16 protein-coding genes are annotated in these 16,383 nt (G+C 41.3%); 1 reads left to right on the top strand and 15 read right to left on the bottom strand.

What is annotated here, in order from left to right; translation table 11 throughout:
* Window positions 1-72 precede the first annotated feature (72 nt).
* The 11 genes from JQM81_RS10665 to JQM81_RS10615 form a co-directional block, all read right to left on the bottom strand.
* Entirely contained in the window at window positions 73-423 is a 351-nt protein-coding gene (locus tag JQM81_RS10665; protein ID WP_235233587.1) for a hypothetical protein, read from the bottom strand.
* 13 nt (window positions 424-436) lie between these two features.
* A complete protein-coding gene (gene thrC / locus JQM81_RS10660) occupies window positions 437-1,924 on the bottom strand; it encodes a threonine synthase (protein WP_235233585.1) in 1,488 nt (495 codons plus the stop codon).
* Window positions 1,925-1,947: 23 nt separating this feature from the next.
* On the bottom strand, window positions 1,948-2,436 hold the full coding sequence (locus JQM81_RS10655; RefSeq protein ID WP_235233584.1) for a 3-isopropylmalate dehydratase small subunit: 489 nt from the start codon (window positions 2,434-2,436) through the stop codon (window positions 1,948-1,950).
* Window positions 2,436-3,710 (bottom strand): 3-isopropylmalate dehydratase large subunit, encoded by a 1,275-nt coding sequence (gene leuC, locus JQM81_RS10650; RefSeq protein WP_235233583.1) that lies wholly within the window; start codon window positions 3,708-3,710, stop codon window positions 2,436-2,438. Before leuC ends, JQM81_RS10655 begins: the two co-directional genes overlap by 1 nt.
* Before the next feature lie 44 nt (window positions 3,711-3,754).
* Window positions 3,755-5,293, bottom strand: coding sequence for an isopeptide-forming domain-containing fimbrial protein (locus JQM81_RS10645; RefSeq protein ID WP_235233582.1), 1,539 nt, complete (start codon window positions 5,291-5,293; stop codon window positions 3,755-3,757).
* A 216-nt stretch (window positions 5,294-5,509) separates the two neighbouring features.
* Window positions 5,510-6,421 carry a putative ABC transporter permease gene (locus tag JQM81_RS10640; RefSeq protein ID WP_235233581.1) on the bottom strand — a complete coding sequence of 304 codons (912 nt, stop codon included), beginning with the start codon at window positions 6,419-6,421 and terminating at the stop codon, window positions 5,510-5,512.
* 167 nt (window positions 6,422-6,588) lie between these two features.
* Complete coding sequence (locus tag JQM81_RS10635) at window positions 6,589-7,425, bottom strand: PHP domain-containing protein (protein WP_235233580.1); 837 nt, start codon at window positions 7,423-7,425, stop codon at window positions 6,589-6,591.
* An 80-nt stretch (window positions 7,426-7,505) separates the two neighbouring features.
* The gene (locus JQM81_RS10630) at window positions 7,506-7,679 is read right to left on the bottom strand and encodes a hypothetical protein (RefSeq protein WP_235233579.1); all 174 of its coding nucleotides are present in this window, start codon (window positions 7,677-7,679) and stop codon (window positions 7,506-7,508) included.
* Between the two features lie 62 nt (window positions 7,680-7,741).
* Entirely contained in the window at window positions 7,742-8,563 is an 822-nt protein-coding gene (locus tag JQM81_RS10625; RefSeq protein ID WP_235233577.1) for a hypothetical protein, read from the bottom strand.
* A gap of 196 nt (window positions 8,564-8,759) precedes the next feature.
* On the bottom strand, window positions 8,760-9,182 hold the full coding sequence (locus JQM81_RS10620; protein ID WP_235233576.1) for a DUF6465 family protein: 423 nt from the start codon (window positions 9,180-9,182) through the stop codon (window positions 8,760-8,762).
* Window positions 9,183-9,289: 107 nt separating this feature from the next.
* Complete coding sequence (locus JQM81_RS10615) at window positions 9,290-10,138, bottom strand: putative manganese transporter (protein ID WP_235233573.1); 849 nt, start codon at window positions 10,136-10,138, stop codon at window positions 9,290-9,292.
* A gap of 165 nt (window positions 10,139-10,303) precedes the next feature.
* On the opposite strand from JQM81_RS10615, the gene JQM81_RS10610 reads away from it, so the two are divergent.
* On the top strand, window positions 10,304-12,640 hold the full coding sequence (locus JQM81_RS10610; RefSeq protein WP_235233571.1) for a PEP/pyruvate-binding domain-containing protein: 2,337 nt from the start codon (window positions 10,304-10,306) through the stop codon (window positions 12,638-12,640).
* Between the two features lie 9 nt (window positions 12,641-12,649).
* Here JQM81_RS10610 and JQM81_RS10605 read toward each other — a convergent pair whose 3' ends face one another.
* From JQM81_RS10605 to nadA, 4 genes are all read right to left on the bottom strand, one after another.
* Window positions 12,650-13,159: a transcription repressor NadR gene (locus tag JQM81_RS10605; protein ID WP_235233570.1), complete on the bottom strand. Its 510-nt coding sequence runs from the start codon at window positions 13,157-13,159 to the stop codon at window positions 12,650-12,652.
* Between the two features lie 77 nt (window positions 13,160-13,236).
* On the bottom strand, window positions 13,237-14,088 hold the full coding sequence (nadC, locus tag JQM81_RS10600; RefSeq protein WP_235233569.1) for a carboxylating nicotinate-nucleotide diphosphorylase: 852 nt from the start codon (window positions 14,086-14,088) through the stop codon (window positions 13,237-13,239).
* A 25-nt stretch (window positions 14,089-14,113) separates the two neighbouring features.
* Window positions 14,114-15,271, bottom strand: coding sequence for an L-aspartate oxidase (locus tag JQM81_RS10595; protein ID WP_235233568.1), 1,158 nt, complete (start codon window positions 15,269-15,271; stop codon window positions 14,114-14,116).
* A gap of 64 nt (window positions 15,272-15,335) precedes the next feature.
* Window positions 15,336-16,241, bottom strand: a complete 906-nt coding sequence (nadA, locus tag JQM81_RS10590; protein ID WP_235233567.1) for a quinolinate synthase NadA — start codon at window positions 16,239-16,241, stop codon at window positions 15,336-15,338.
* Window positions 16,242-16,383: the final 142 nt, after the last annotated feature.

Here is a 16,383-nt window from a genome sequence, read left to right as displayed (position 1 = left end):
ATATTATAATTTATGAAACTTATCTATTATTCATATAAATATTTTATATAACCGAAATCCAGCTCCAACCATTCAGTTGATTCCAAAATATTTTTGGTTGTATTTACGTAATTTCAGCATAAAGACAACAAGCATCACACATAGAACTGCCGTCATAATTACATACAGTATGCCAACACTGCTGATATAGGAATCGTACAGATCTACACACCCATCTAACAACAGGATAATTCCCAACGCAAGAAGTGGCTTCCCGACATCTCTGCAATATCCCTCCAGGTCTTTGCAGCTTTTTTCATTTACACCCTTCGGAAGCAAGATTGTCTTCACAATCTCTTTTTTCACTTTTAACATATAATATCCATAAAGGCAGTAGATTCCAGCCCCCAGAGCAATTGCCCCAAAGAAACCATCCAACAGCATCTGTCCTCACTCCTTACACTTGCAATATACCTTTTACAGTTTCCTTCATCTTATCTGCATCACATTCCAAAGTATGAAGTATATTGGCATCCAGAATATCTTTGATTGCCTGTGGCATCTCTACACCAGATGTCTCTTCCAACACTTTCAGAAGTTCGAATTCATCTGCATCTGCATATTTTTCATCAATTGCCGTCATAACACTCTTAACGAACTTATATGGACTCGCCGTTGATGCAATCACACATTTCTTTGCATCACCGGTCTTAATCCTATACTGTTCACAGACATGCGCAGCAACAGCTGTATGCGTATCAATTACATATCCTGTCTTTTCGTAATTCTCACGGATACTTTCGGCAGTCTCTGCTTCATCTGAATATCCAGATGCAAAATCAGATAATTTTTCCTTCATATCCTCAGTAATCGTATAGCTTCCACTATCTTTTAATTCTTCCATTAATTCTCTGGTCTTCTCAGAATCTTCACCTGCAATCAGATAGATCAGACGCTCCAGATTACTGGAGATCAGAATGTCCATGGATGGTGAGGTCGTCAGCACAAACTCTCGATTCTTATCGTATGTACCCGTCTGGAAGAAATCAAACAGCACTTTGTTCTTATTTGATGCACAGATCAGTTTATCAATCGGCACTCCCATCTGCTTTGCATAGTAAGCAGCAAGAATATTTCCGAAATTGCCGGTCGGGACTACAACGTTGATCAATTCTCCCTCTGCAATCTCTTCATTTGCCAGTAATTTTGCATAAGCATTTACATAATATGCGACCTGCGGAACCAGACGTCCAATATTGATAGAATTAGCAGAAGAAAACTGGTATCCCTTTGCTGCAAGTTCCTGAGCCAGTTCTTTATCTTCGAACATTGCTTTCACACCACTTTGTGCATTATCAAAATTTCCATGGATCGCAACCACATCTACATTACTTCCTTTTTGCGTAACCATCTGAAGTTCCTGTACTTTGCTGACTCCGTTCTTCGGATAAAATACAATGATTCGGGTTCCTTCAACATCAGCAAATCCCGCCAAAGCAGCCTTACCCGTATCACCAGACGTAGCTGTAAGAATCACAATCTCATTTTCCACATGATTCTTTTTGGCCGAAGTAGTCAAAAGATGCGGCAATATAGACAATGCCATATCCTTGAACGCAATCGTTGCCCCATGGAACAATTCCAGATAATACGTATCATCTACCTTTACCAGCGGCGCGATCTCCTCAGTGTCAAACTTACTGTCATATGCTTTACGAATACAGTCCTTCAACTCCTCTTCTGTAAAGTCTGTTAAAAACTGCTTCATAACCGCATAAGCGGTCTCCTGATATGACATGTCTTTCAACTGCTCCATTGAAACATCGAGTGTCGGAAGTTTCTCCGGCACAAATAGACCACCGTCCGGAGCAAGACCTGTCAGAATCGCTTCAGAAGCTGTTACTTTCAAGTTCGAATTTCTTGTACTTTTGTAATGTAGATTCATCTTTTTCACCCTTCTATCATCCGCTATTTTTTACTATTTGTATATTTTACCAGGCCACCTGCAGCAATCAGCTTCTGCATAAATTCCGGGAAAGCCTGTCCCTGAAACTCTGTGCCTTTTGTACGGTTATAGATCTTTCCACTGTCAAAATCAACTTCCACTTCATCACCGGCATCGATTCCTCTTGCTGCCTCTGGGCATTCAATAATCGGTAATCCAATATTGATTGCATTTCTATAGAAGATTCTGGCAAATGTCTCTGCAATGACGCAGCTTACACCTGCCGTCTTGAGACACAGAGGTGCATGTTCTCTGGATGAACCACATCCAAAGTTTTTATTCGCAACAATCAGATCTCCCGGCTTCATCTTATTTACAAAATCTGGATCAATATCTACCATCGCATGGCTTGCCAGTTCCTGAGGATCATAGGAATTAAGATATCTTGCCGGAATAATAACATCCGTATCCACATTATCACCATACTTAAATACATGTCCTACTGCTTTCATTATCTGTCACCTACTTTCTCTGGATTCGCAATACATCCTGCAATCGCACTCGCTGCAGCCACTTCTGGAGACGCAAGATAGATCAGAGAATCTACATGTCCCATTCTGCCCACAAAGTTACGATTTGTTGTAGACACACACTTTTCACCTGCTGCCATAACACCCATATGACCTCCCATACATGGTCCACAGCTTGGTGTATTCACAGCACAGCCTGCATCCACAAAGATATCCAAAAGTCCCTCTGCGATACACTGTTTGTAGATCTTCTGTGTTGCAGGGATTACCATAACACGTACATCTGGATGAACTGTATGGCCTTTCAAAATTGCTGCTGCTTTTCTCATATCCTCCATACGCCCATTGGTACAAGAACCGATTACAACCTGATTGATCTTGATTGGCTCCATCGCCTCAACCTCATCAATTGTCTTAGCATTACCTGGAAGGTGTGGGAATGCAACGGTCGGACGTACCTCTGAAAGATCAATCTCAACCACTTCATCATACTCTGCATCCTCATCAGCAGTATATATCTTGTATTCCTTCTTGGAATGTTCTTTCATATAGGCTTCTGTCTGTTCATCTACCGGGAAGATTCCATTCTTGGCACCAGCTTCAATCGCCATATTCGCCATTGTAAAACGATCATCCATAGACAGATTAGCAATGCCATCTCCAACAAATTCCATAGATTTATAAAGTGCGCCATCTACCCCAATCTTACCGATAATATGGATAATGATATCTTTTCCACTGACATATGGTCCTGGCTTTCCCGTCAATACAAACTTCATTGCGCTCGGAACTTTAAACCACAACTCACCTGTTGCCATACCTGTTGCAATATCTGTGGTTCCCACACCAGTAGAAAATGCACCTAATGCGCCATATGTACAGGTGTGTGAATCTGCACCAATAATGCACTCACCACCCACAACAACACCAGCTTCTGGAAGGATTGCATGTTCCACGCCGGATTTTCCCTGTTCAAAATACCATGTTAATCCCTGTGCTCTTGCAAATTCTCTGATTGCCTTAGAGTTCTCTGCTGATTTAATGTCCTTATTCGGTGTAAAATGATCTGGTACCAGAACTACTTTATCCTTATCAAACACATTTTCTGCCATCTCCCGAAAAATCGGCAGTGCCATAGGTCCGGTGATATCATTTGCCATTACTACATCTAACTTCGCCTCTATCAATTGTCCTGCCACAACAGAATCGAGCCCTGCGTGAGCCGCCAATATCTTCTGCGTCATTGTCATTCCCATCACGACAACCTCCTATTCTTCTTCATTGACTTATCTTTTGAATACTACTTTCTCCATATTTTCCGTAGCCATGCGTTCATTTTACCACAAACAAATATAGTGGTGCAAGAAAGAATCAAGAATAGTACAAGAACCACTATATTTTCTTGATCACCAGTCTTAACGGATGCAATTTTTGCTGTCGTTTTGGATTTTGCTTCCACAAGTTTCTCAGGTTCCGTCTCTGGTTTCTCTATCTCCGGTGTTTCTTTTTCTGGTTCATCTGATTCTTTCGGTTTTTCTACCAGAATCTTCTCTTCATCTTTTTTCTCTTCCGCATTATCCGCGCAGACAACTACTTCATTATCTATTTCTTTTCCTATCACCGATTCATCCGTTATTGCCATCTGATACTCGACTATATAGCGTTCTCCAAGTTCTACACACTGTAAGAACTCTCCTGCATGAATGGTAAATGAATTTCCGTTGACAGAGATCACTGCATCTTGTATCACATTACGGGAACCATCCAGAAGAACAATGGAATTTTTCTGAAGCTGTACTCCCTCAGTAAGAATTGTATCTGTAATCACCACATTTTTTGCCACCGCATTTTGAATCTGCTGTGTTACATCCATAGTATAAGTAACAATGTCTCCCAACTGATAAGTTTTCCCCGTTTTATCTGCATGTTTCTCAACCATAAGTTCCGGGCGCTCCATCCACTTCACTTGCAGAGATACTGCTGATGGTTCCACCGTGAGCAATTGTCCAGTTCCGATATCCTGGCTTCCGCCACCAGTTTTTACAACCAGCGTTCTCCACGCTTGATTCAAAGTCCCTTTTATCTGACCACTGTCCCAACTTGTTCCGTTACCATAAGCCACATCTGATGCCAGATAGAACTGCTCTTGCCCATGCACTGTCACCTGGCCCTGCAGACGACTTTGCTGGGTTACATTTACCAGAGTCACTCCTTCGGGCAAAGAAAGCACTAATGAATTCGATGTATCCCCTTCACATGTAACAACCTCTGTTCGCTGCACGCCCTCCTCAGCACTAAAAAATGCGGTTAAATTCTCCTGAGAAAGAGCAATATCTGTATCCGGTATATTTGGCCATCCCTGAATTGCGTTCGTATACTGAATTACTGCATTACTAATATCCGCATTCAATCCCTTGAACCCATCGCTATTTGGATCACACCCATCATAAATATAAGACAATATGCAGTGCGACAGACAATAGGCTCGGTCTGGTTGATCCCACCCTCCTGTCAATGTCGGTTTCATATACACATCATACCCAGGTCCTCCATACACATAATACATTGCTTTTGCCAAAAGCTGGTCCTTATCCAACTCATCGGAGGAATAAGTTCCGTTATTCGGCGAGAGTTTACCGGGTTCCAGACAATATGCCATATTTCCATCCACATAATAATAATGTGTCGAATATCCCATATATTGGACGGATGCTCCCGTTACCAAAGAGACCTCCTTAGCTTCTGCCGTCATCGTACTAGCGGCTCCCACAATACCTAATACACTAAGGAACAACAAAACTACAGAAAAAAAGATAGATTTTTTATTTGTTTTTTTCATTTAAACACTCCTTTTTACATAAACACACTGAATAATTGAAATGATACTTCTACCCTCCTTTCCTGTATGGTTCTTTTCTCGTTTTGGAAATTGGGAACGAATCTTCCCGATGGGGATACCCCTTTGAATGATAATGATTAGATTTCTTAGACGAGTGCTCTTATCATATCTATATTTTCTTATTTTGTCAATACCACCGTTCAAAAAAGAACCGGATTACTTCCGGTTCTTTTTTACACGAAGTTTCAATTCTTCTAAAATCTCTTTGTGGTGTCTGGATTCCATCTTCGGGAATGCTTTTACCAGACGAATACTGACTCTTGTACTGCGTCCTGCCAGCTCCGCATATTTTGTTTTCAACTCTTCTATACGGGCCTTTTGTTCTGCCATGCGATTCTTCTGCTCAGTAATCCGTTCTTTTTGTTCTGCCATGCGGGTCTTCTGTTCTTCAGATACCGTCTCCAGCTTCTCACGCAGTTCCAAAGCTGCCGAATCCAGCTGTTTCTTGGCTTCTTCCTGGAATTCCATAGTTTCCATGACATTTTCGTATATATTTTCTCCAACCTTGTCGGAGAATTCTCTCAATTCTGCCGCAATCTTCTCCATTGCTTCCAGGCGTCTGTTCAGCTTCAACACTGCCGAAACAGTTACAACAATATCAACAACCAGAGTCATCCCAAGCAACACACTCAGAGCAATTCCAACCTTCACAGGAATCCACGCCAACACTTTGTGGATGAACGGATGAATCACCTTTACAATGATCACGCACGCAACACCCCAGGCAAGGGAGAACAACAGGCATACATATCCCCCGATATTCAATGGCTGATTCGTATAATCCCACCATTTATGGTGAAATAATTTATCCATCAGATAGCCGGTCAGTCCCTCAATCACTGTTACTACAATTATTGAGGTTATATAAAGGAGGAATAAGTTATTTTCAAATGGTGTCAGGAACTGAACGACCACTCCGACTCCGATTCCATAAACCGGACAGATCGGACCATTTAAAAATCCCCGGTTTACAAATTTTCTCTGTTGCGTAGCTGCGTAAGCAACTTCTGTACACCATCCGAAAAAGCCATATGTAAAGAAATAAAGTATAAAAAAATATGTCTGCATACGTCAACTCCCTTCAAATTCTTATCTAGAAAGTATACTTCACATTACAGTTTCCGTCAAATAGTAAATCTTTTAGTTTCCAAACACAAACAATCGGAAAGAATATCTGCACCCCAGATATCTTTCCGATGTTCAACATGCTTTATTATCTTCTATATCATAAGATATTACTCTGACAATCTGTTCTGAAAACGCAGATATGGAATCTCTATAGGATCTATAGGATCTACCGGATTCTCAATCTGCCCTTTTTCCTTCCGCTTACGCCGTCTCAGCAATTCACCGCCTTTATTGTAGAACCAGAATGAATAAGTCAGGATCTTATCTGCCTTTCCCATCTTATCCTTTGTCGTCTTTCCATACAGAGTTCCGCCAGCTTCTATCGGAACTTTTCTGCGTATCAGGGAAATCAACTCCGTCTCACAAGTTACATATTCCGGTAATTCTGTATAGGCAAGTCCCACACATTCCAGCTTATGTGAATCACTGCCTCCAATCCCCGGCTTTTTATACTTTTTAGCCAGCTTCATTGCACCCTCATTGGACTCTGCTGGTTCACAAGCATTAAAAGCCTCGATAAAATCAAACCGTTTTATGATCTCCGGTGATTTGTAGAAGCGCTTCGTATTCGTAAAGCTAAGATACTTTCCGCCACATGGATGAGCCGGTCCCAGGATTCCACCATGACGATGAACAAAATCAATCAGCATACTTACCGGCATACCTCGCAGTTCCAAAAGGCGCATCTTCACCCCTTCAGGCATAATACAGATAATGTGACCCGCATCACAGGTATCATATTCGATTCCTTTTAATACTACAAAATCCTCGTGAACCTTTCCTTTCATATCATACTTCCAGTGACGGTATCCTTTGTAAGTATCATGGTCGGTAATCAACATACCGTCAAAGCCTTGTTCTTTTAGCTTGGTGATATATTCATCCAATCCCACTTTACTGTCTATAGAACCCTCTTTTACATGACAATGCATATCGATCTTCATAACAAGGCCTCCTTCATTCATATTCTAAAACTATTATATCACATTTGCTTTAAAATACAATAAAACCGGATGGCTATGGATTAAATTACCTTTTTTTCATTTAATACATTTCTTACAATCAATGCACATACCAGCCATGCAATGATATAAACAACTCCTGATATCTGCATTGAAGAAAAACTATACGTCACCATCATTAATATCTGCAATACACATCCAAGTATTGCAATTATCATATTCTTCTTTTTACCCATAATAAAGCACCTCTCCTTCTATAGTCACTACTATATCAGGAGAGGTGTGTCATAATCGGGACTTATAATTCTTCCGTGTTAAATATTTCTATATCATCATCTTCTTCATCTTCTGTATCATTTTCTTTTGGTACTTTTTTCACTTCTTCTGGATCTTCAAAAACATCCTCTTCATCCTCTTCATCATCCAGCATCATTCTTGCCTTCTCAACTTCCGACTCTCTGGAGACTTCTTCTTTCACTTTTCTGGAGTACACTTTTTCTTTTTTTCCAACCTTCCTGGACTGCATCATGAACTGCACCCACATTCCAATCAATGCGATTAAAATACTGATTCCATAGCCAATCCACACATTCTGATTCAAACCTGCCAACGAGGCAATCGCCAGACCTGCTGATACTCCGCCCTCTAGTCCAGTTACAATAATAACAAGCGGTGTTGTCCAAAAAACAGACAAAACTGCCAATACCAAAGCAACAACAAAATAAATAATCAACAAAAATACAGGCTTAACACCCACAAGCGAAGCACAGACACCAAACACATAAAAGAGAATCAGGAAAAAAATCCCCAAACGACGCAGCCATGCAAACAACACCGCAACAATAACCGCACTCACTCCGATCACCGCCAAGAGTGCTGTATCATTAAGTCCGATCATCAGCGCCACGACGCCTCCAATCACCGCTCCCACAACTAAACCAACAATTGCCGTAAGGACTCTTACTATCTTCAATCCAAAGAAACAGATTGCCAAACCTATTACAATAGTCACAATCAAAGCAATCATTAACATCTGTCTGGTCCATGCCAGAAATACATTGCCGTTTTCTCCTAACATTCCCAGCAAGTCACTTCCCATCAGGTTCATCATTTCTTCCATGCCAATATCTCCTTTGTCCCCTATTACTTATTTTTACCGCTACCATTATAACATTATTTACCACTTTTATTCAATTGGGGACGTAGTATTTTGCAAAAATACTACGTCCCCAATTGAATTTTGCCCTGTACCTTTTTGTTCAAAAAAAGAAGTCCCTTCGAAATTCGAGGGACTTTCCAACATCACACTAAACTTGCTAGAATTCAACTGCGCCTGTCTCTGTTCCGTTAATTACATAGTAAACAGCATTTTCTTCAGGCTTAATATATAATTCCATTGTCTTAATATCGCCAACTTTTTTGCCGGATTTTGTCCATGATTTTTTTACGCTGGCAATGATTTCTTTTTCTTCTACCTGTTTTCCATAACACTGAACATAAGTACTTACTTTGATTTCTTTTTTCGCTGTTGTTTTTTTAGTTGTTGTTTTCTTGGCTGTTGTTGCTGCCTTTTTTGCAGGTGCTTTCTTCTCAGGTGTCTTTTTCTCTGTTGCTTTCTTTTCTGCGGGGGTCTTAGCCGGTTCAGCTTTTGCTTCCGGAGCTACCTTTGTCGCTGTGTTTGTTGCTGCAGTTTCTTTTACAGTTTCATTAGTTGCTGGTGTTACTTTCTTTGTGGCCATGATAATTCCTCCTCAATCTTCCTAAGCCTCATCACCTAGTTCAAGTTATTATAGCACACTTTTTCAAAAAAGCAATTTTCGCTCCTCACTATGCTATCCCCTTTTTCTTAGGCAAATATTTCCAAAATAACCCCTGCGATCACCGAAATAATATACAGAACTCCTACTATTTTTAGATTTTCTTTTTTCTCTCTGTTAATTTTAAACAATACGACCAGTCCAATTCCCGCCCCGGTACACAAACCTGCAATAACAGATGCAAAAGAGATTGCTCCGTTTAAATATAGCTGTGTCAGAATCACAGAAGCCGCACAATTAGGGATCAGTCCAATAACTGCAGCTATGAATGGCTGAAAGATTGTATCTCCAAGCAAAAATGTAGATAATTGTTCAATTCCGAAAATCTCTATGCAAAGATTCAGTACTCCAGTAAATACCAACAAATACACAAATATTTTGATTGTATGATGCCATGCCGGTTTTAAAATCGCAGACTCTTCTTCATGACATCCACATTCATCGCAGAGATTTCCACTTTCTTTTGGTATGGATATCTTCTTTTGAAAGAAAATGTCTATCACATATCCTGCAACAATAGCGATCACCACTTTTGCCACAAGCAATATCCCAACTTCTTGTACAGCATCAGGATTCCCCAGCATAATTAAGATTGCCTCATCTGAAGTTGCAATAAATACAGACAGAAGTGTCCCCACGGAAATAATTCCTCCTGCGTAAAGATTCGCTGCCATAACGGAGAATCCACACTGAGGGATGCATCCTGCGACCGCTCCAAAGATCGGACCTGCCTTTCCTACTTTTGCCAGAACCTTTTCTGTAAATTCACCAGAATAATGCTCCAGTGCTTCTATCAATATAAAGGCTACAAATAAATATGGCAGCATTTTCAAGCAATCCAGACCGGTATCCAGTATCACGTCCTTTATCATTTCCATATATATTGTCCTTTCTGTTTTTGACCTAATAGGACTATTTTAGATGTTGTTTTGTGAATTTACAAGGAGAAAATGAAAAAATGAGAAAATCTATCCTTTTTTGAAAAAAATCTTGTATACTAACATTAAGTTAAACTTTCGTAGGAGGGATTATTTTGAGTACATTTGAACGAATTTCATCTGGGCTTTCCGGCCTGGATTCCATCCTTGATAATATTCGTCTGGGCGACAATGTCGTATGATATCTTTGACTGTCTGTCGGACTTGCAGGCTGCATGGGCCACCGACCTGATGATGGGAAATTTTTTCCAGGTAACCTGTCCTTATCTGTTTGAACTAAATACTGTCGCTTATTTTCCAATTCTTCGCGGGCTCCACTCTTTCGATGCAATTGCCCGTATTCAGGAGACGACTCAGCTTCTTCTGGACGTCTATAGCGATGCCAACAGCTTGTATATCAATCCGCTCAAAGTATGGAATCGTTATTCACCAAATATGTTCCTTCCACACCAATACATTACAAAGGATGGTTCTTTTCTACCTCTGCGCGGAGGATATGAAGTCAGCCGATTTTACACCCTGGTGGACAACATGACTCGCATCTATGAAAATCAGAACCTGGACAGTTGGGAACGTTTCGTATCGGACGCCAGCCGCATTTACCATAAAGACCGTACTTTTTCCGCAGAGACAGAAGATACCTTCTGCCAGAATATGATGTCACGTGATCCAAAGATTCTGGAATTGTTGAAGACATATTTTGAACCAGAGGATTATTTTCATATCTATAATCGTATGATCGGAACCGGAAGTATCGGTGGAAAAGCCTGTGGCATGCTTCTCGCGAGAAAAATCGTTGCCAAAGATGCGCCAGAAGTATTTCAACACATGGAACCACATGACTCCTATTATCTTGGTTCAGATGTCTTCTATACGTATATTGTACATAATAAGTTCTGGCGTCTTCATATCAGTCAAAAGACAAAAGAAGGATACTTTCATCTGGCCCCTCAGATCGAAGAAGCATTCAAAAACGGAGTCTTTCCAGAAGCAACAAGGCAACAGTTTATTCGTATGTTAGAATATTTTGGGCAACGCCCGATCATTGTCCGCTCCAGCAGTCTTCAGGAAGACGGTTTTGGAAATGCATTTGCCGGAAAATATGAATCTGTCTTCTGCATTAACACTGGTGATATCACCGAGCGTCTGACGGAACTGGAAAATGCTGTCCGCACCGTATATGCCAGTACCATGAATCTGTCTGCACTGGAATACCGGAAACAGCGCGGGTTTGGTTATAAGGATGAACAGATGGCTCTTTTGATTCAGCGTGTATCCGGTTCCATGTACGAAGATTTTCTGATGCCCAATGCTGCCGGCGTCGGTTATTCCTACAGTTCCTATCGCTGGAGCGATTCTCTGGATGCTTCCTGCGGAATGCTGCGACTTGTCATGGGGCTCGGAACCCGTGCGGTCGACCGTACCGAAGGAGATTATCCACGAATTGTCAATCTGGCTCAGCCAGAAAGTTCTACCCTGACCGACAGTTGGGCAAAGCATCAATACTCCCAGCGTTATGTAGATCTGATTGACTACCGGAATAAGGCACTTGCCACCCGTTCGGTCAAAGAGGTTACTCCTTATATGGATCCATGGTATAAACGAATGGTTCTGGAACATGATTTTGATGCAGAACGAACCTTCCGGGAACGAGGACAGCATCGTGAGATCCTCTTCGCAAGTTGTGAAGGTCTTGTTCGGAATAAAGCATTTACCGAATGTATGAAGTCTCTTCTTCGCACATTGCAAAACGCATATAATTATCCGGTGGATATTGAATTTACGATCAACAGCAATGCTTCCGGTGAATTCGTCTTCAACCTGCTTCAATGCCGTCCGCTTCAGATCGGTACATCACGGGACGCAGTCACCGTTCCAGATTTTCCAAAGGAACAGACCGTCTTCTCTGTGACCAATTCCTCCATGGGAGGATCCCAGTCTGAACGGATTGACTACATTGTATGGGTAGACTCCAAGGGCTACTATCAATGTCCATATAAGCAAAAACCGGACATTGCTCGTATTATCGGTGACATCAATCATTATTTCCGAAAAAGCAACGAGAAACTTATGCTCTTCGTTCCGGGAAGAATCGGCACATCCTCACCAGAACTTGGCGTTCCAGTAACATTTGCGGAGATTCATCATTTCCATGCCATCTGCGAGATGTCTGACAGTGAAGTCGGTTACATGCCAGAACTTTCTTACGGTAGCCATATGTTTCAGGATCTGGTAGAAGCAGAGATTTTTTATACCGCCATCTTTGACAATAATAGAACAATCCATTTCAATAAGGACTTCTTCAAAGATGAACCAAATGTATTGACCAACATTCTTCCCGACTGCAGAGAATATACGGATATCATCCGAGTCTACAACCTGCATGGAAAAGGAATACATCTATACTCTGATGTAAGAAACGAAAAGACAGTGCTGGGATAAAGCACTGTCTTACGTTTTTATTAAAAACTTTTTCTCTTTTAAGGTGTTCTCTATCATATCTAGAGTATCTTCGCTGTCTGCAGTAACCTTATGATAATGATAGTTAGATGTTATATTCTTCAACGGACTGGACTTGCCACTTCGGATATCTTCCATAAATTCTCCCACTTTTCTTCTGGAATTAATATGAAGTTCTGCCTCGATATGACCATATACCCGGTGATTGACCATAACATTTTCTACACAGCCCCCCAGATCAACGATGGCGCACAATTCTTCTTCCAATTGATCATCGGTATGCTGTACTTTAAATACTCTGCTGACCGTCTTCGGAGTATTCAAGATATATCCCCGGTTTGTGGAGATGATATCGTAACCCGCCGCACGAATCAATGCAATGTCCTGCACAATGACCTGGCGGCTTACTTCATATGTGGAAGCCAGCCTGCTTCCTGACACCGGCACTGCACTTGCTTGTATCTGCCGGATAATCTCTGTTCTTCTTTCAGAACCAGTCATAAATGCTTCTCACCTCCCTGATCATATACGAACTCTTTTGCTGGTTTTCCTTGCAGCACTCATTGTCTGCACAGCTATTATACCACATGAAGATTCTTTAGGGAAATATCTAATATTGGTGCAGAATGAGTCAAAGCTCCGCTGGAAATATAATCCACGCCCAAGGATGTCAGACGTCCGATATTCTCTCTGGTAACATTTCCTGAACATTCTGTCTTGGCGCGTCCATCTATGATACGGATTGCCTCTTGCATCTCTTCTGTAGACATATTATCAAGCATGATGATATCTGCGCCTGCTTCAACCGCTTCTCTCACCATATCCAGATTCTCCACTTCCACTTCAATCTTTCTCACAAAAGGAGCATATTCCTTTGCCATCTGAACCGCTTTCGTCACACTGCCGGCTGCACCAATATGATTATCCTTCAGCAATACTCCATCCGACAGATTATACCGATGATTATATCCTCCGCCTACGCGAACTGCATATTTTTCAAAAATCCTCATGTTCGGCGTTGTCTTACGAGTATCCAACAGTTTCGTATGACTGCCTTCTAACAGTGATGCGACCGAATGCGTATAGGTCGCAATTCCGCTCATACGCTGAAGATAATTCAAGGCAACCCGCTCACCAGATAACAGGACACGGATATCACCAAGAACCTTTCCCATCAGCTGTCCATTTTTCACTTCGTCTCCATCTTTACAATACAACTGAACCTCTGTATCTGCATCCAGCAACTGGAACACTCTGGCAAATACCTCAAGCCCGGCGATAATTCCATCCTGTTTGCAGATTAGATCCACTTCGCCTTTCACCGCTTTTTTCATCACAGAATTCGTGGTTACATCCTCACTGGAAATATCTTCTTTCAACGCTTCCAGAATCAGATGATCCGCCTGTAAAGTCATTGTAATCTTATTCATAATCTAATGTCTCCTTCTCTTCACATTATGAGCGTCCAATCTTTTGTGCTGCCCGTTTTGCAAATACCATACTCTCCAGCAGCGAATTACTTGCCAGACGATTCGCCCCATGTACACCATTGCAGCTCGTCTCACCAACAGCATACAGATGATCCATAGAAGTCCGGCTGTCAGAATCCACCCAGATTCCACCCATAAAATAATGCTGCGCCGGCACTACCGGAATACATTCCTTCGTTACATCGTACCCTTCTTCGAGACAATGCTGGTATATATTCGGAAAATGCTTCATAATCTCCTCTTTCGAGATATGCTCCATAGAAAGCCATACATATTCGGAACCGTCTTTCTCCATCTGTTCACGAATAGCCTTTGTCACCACATCCCGCGGCAACAGCTCATCAACAAAACGCTCTTTCTTCTTATTATATAACACAGCACCCTCTCCTCGCACAGATTCCGATATTAAGAATCGTCGTCCCGGCTTTTCAGAATAAAGTGTCGTCGGGTGAATCTGCACATAGTCCAGATGTTCCAGGCGAATGCCGTGTTTTTTCGAAATATCAAGTGCATCACCTGTCAAATGTGGGAAATTCGTAGAATGCTTATATTTTCCGCCAATACCGCCACTTGCCAGAATCGTATTCTCTGCATATACAGTCAGCTTACCATGTTCATTTTCTGCCAGAATACCGATACATCTTCCATCTTCTTCAATAATATCCGTCATAGCTGTATATTCATAAATAGTCACATTGTCAAGTTTCTTGACCTGTGCCAACAGCTTACTTGTAATCTCCTTTCCCGTAATATCCTCGTGAAATAAAATTCGTGGTTTTGAATGAGCACCTTCTCGTGTATACTCAAACTCTCCATCCTTTTTTTCAAATTCCACTCCATATCCAACCAACTCGTTGATAATATCTCTGGAACTTCGAATCATAATATCTACAGATTCTCTGCGGTTTTCATAGTGCCCCGCCTTCATTGTATCTTCAAAATAGCTGTCATAGTCAGATTCATCTCTCAAAACGCATATTCCTCCCTGAGCCAGAAAAGAGTCACTGCTCTCCAGATCTGATTTTGTAATCATAAGAATCTTCTTGTCCGAGGGCAGATGAAGTGCACTGAACAGACCAGCCACTCCTGTACCAACAATAACAACATCGGTATATATCTTCATCTTTCAATCCTTCCCGGTGCCAAATGCCCCATTTATTCGCAGATACTTTTGTTCTGCATCATCTTTACTTCGCAAGCTCCAGCATTCTCTCCAATGGTTTCACAGAAGCTTCGCGAAGCTCTTCCGTAATCTGGACTTCATTCTCTCCTGTCTCCAGAACATGCAATATCTTTTCCAAAGAATTCTTCTTCATATTTGGACAGGTCGGAACTGACTTCGGAAAATAAAACTTCTTTTCCGGATTGTTCTGACAAAGCTTATAAGAAACTCCTTCTTCCGTACAGATAATAAATTCTTTTTCTTCGCTTTCAGTCGCGTATCTAATAATCCCGGAAGTGCTTCCAATATAATCAGAAATCTCCAGAATCTCTGTCCTGCATTCTGGATGAGATAATACTTTTGCCTCTGGATGTTCTTTTTTTACTTCCAGAACTTCCTCTGCCTGCATTCTTTCATGCGTCGGACAGAATCCTTCGTTATACACAAAATTCTTCTCCGGCACAAGCCCTGCAATATAATGAGCCAGATTACGGTCCGGAATAAAGAAAATATTTTTATTAGGAAGTGCTTTTACAATCTTCACTGCATTTGCTGAAGTTACACATACATCAGAATATTTCTTCAATTCTGCTGTAGAATTGATATAACACACAACCGCCAGATCTTCATATGTATCACGCATCTTCTGAATAATCTCAGGATCTGCCATATGCGCCATCGGACAATCTGCACTCAGATCCGGCATAAGTACCGTCTTCTGGGGATTCAATGCCTTGGCGCTCTCTCCCATAAATTCAACACCGCAGAATACAATGGTCTGTTCTTTAAGCCCAACGGCCACCTTACTCAGATAATAGGAGTCTCCTATATAATCTGCAACTTCCTGTACTTCCGGCTTCACATAATAATGTGCCAGAATCACTGCGTTCTTCTCTTTTTTCAACTTTTCAATTTTATCTACGATAGTCATAACTTTTTCTCTCCTTTTTCAGACTCAGACCATTATACCACTGTAATTTACATGTGACAAGACAGTTGTATTTACAAATATTAATTTTTAAATATTTTCAATCACAGATATGCGAAAGTAATAAAAAAGAATGGGAAAAGAT

The sequence above is a fragment of the Faecalicatena contorta genome, from assembly GCF_021531895.1.
Lineage (GTDB): Bacteria > Bacillota > Clostridia > Lachnospirales > Lachnospiraceae > JAFBIX01.
The sequence above is the reverse complement of the archived record's forward strand: the minus strand, read 5'-3'. Positions and strand labels throughout refer to the sequence as shown.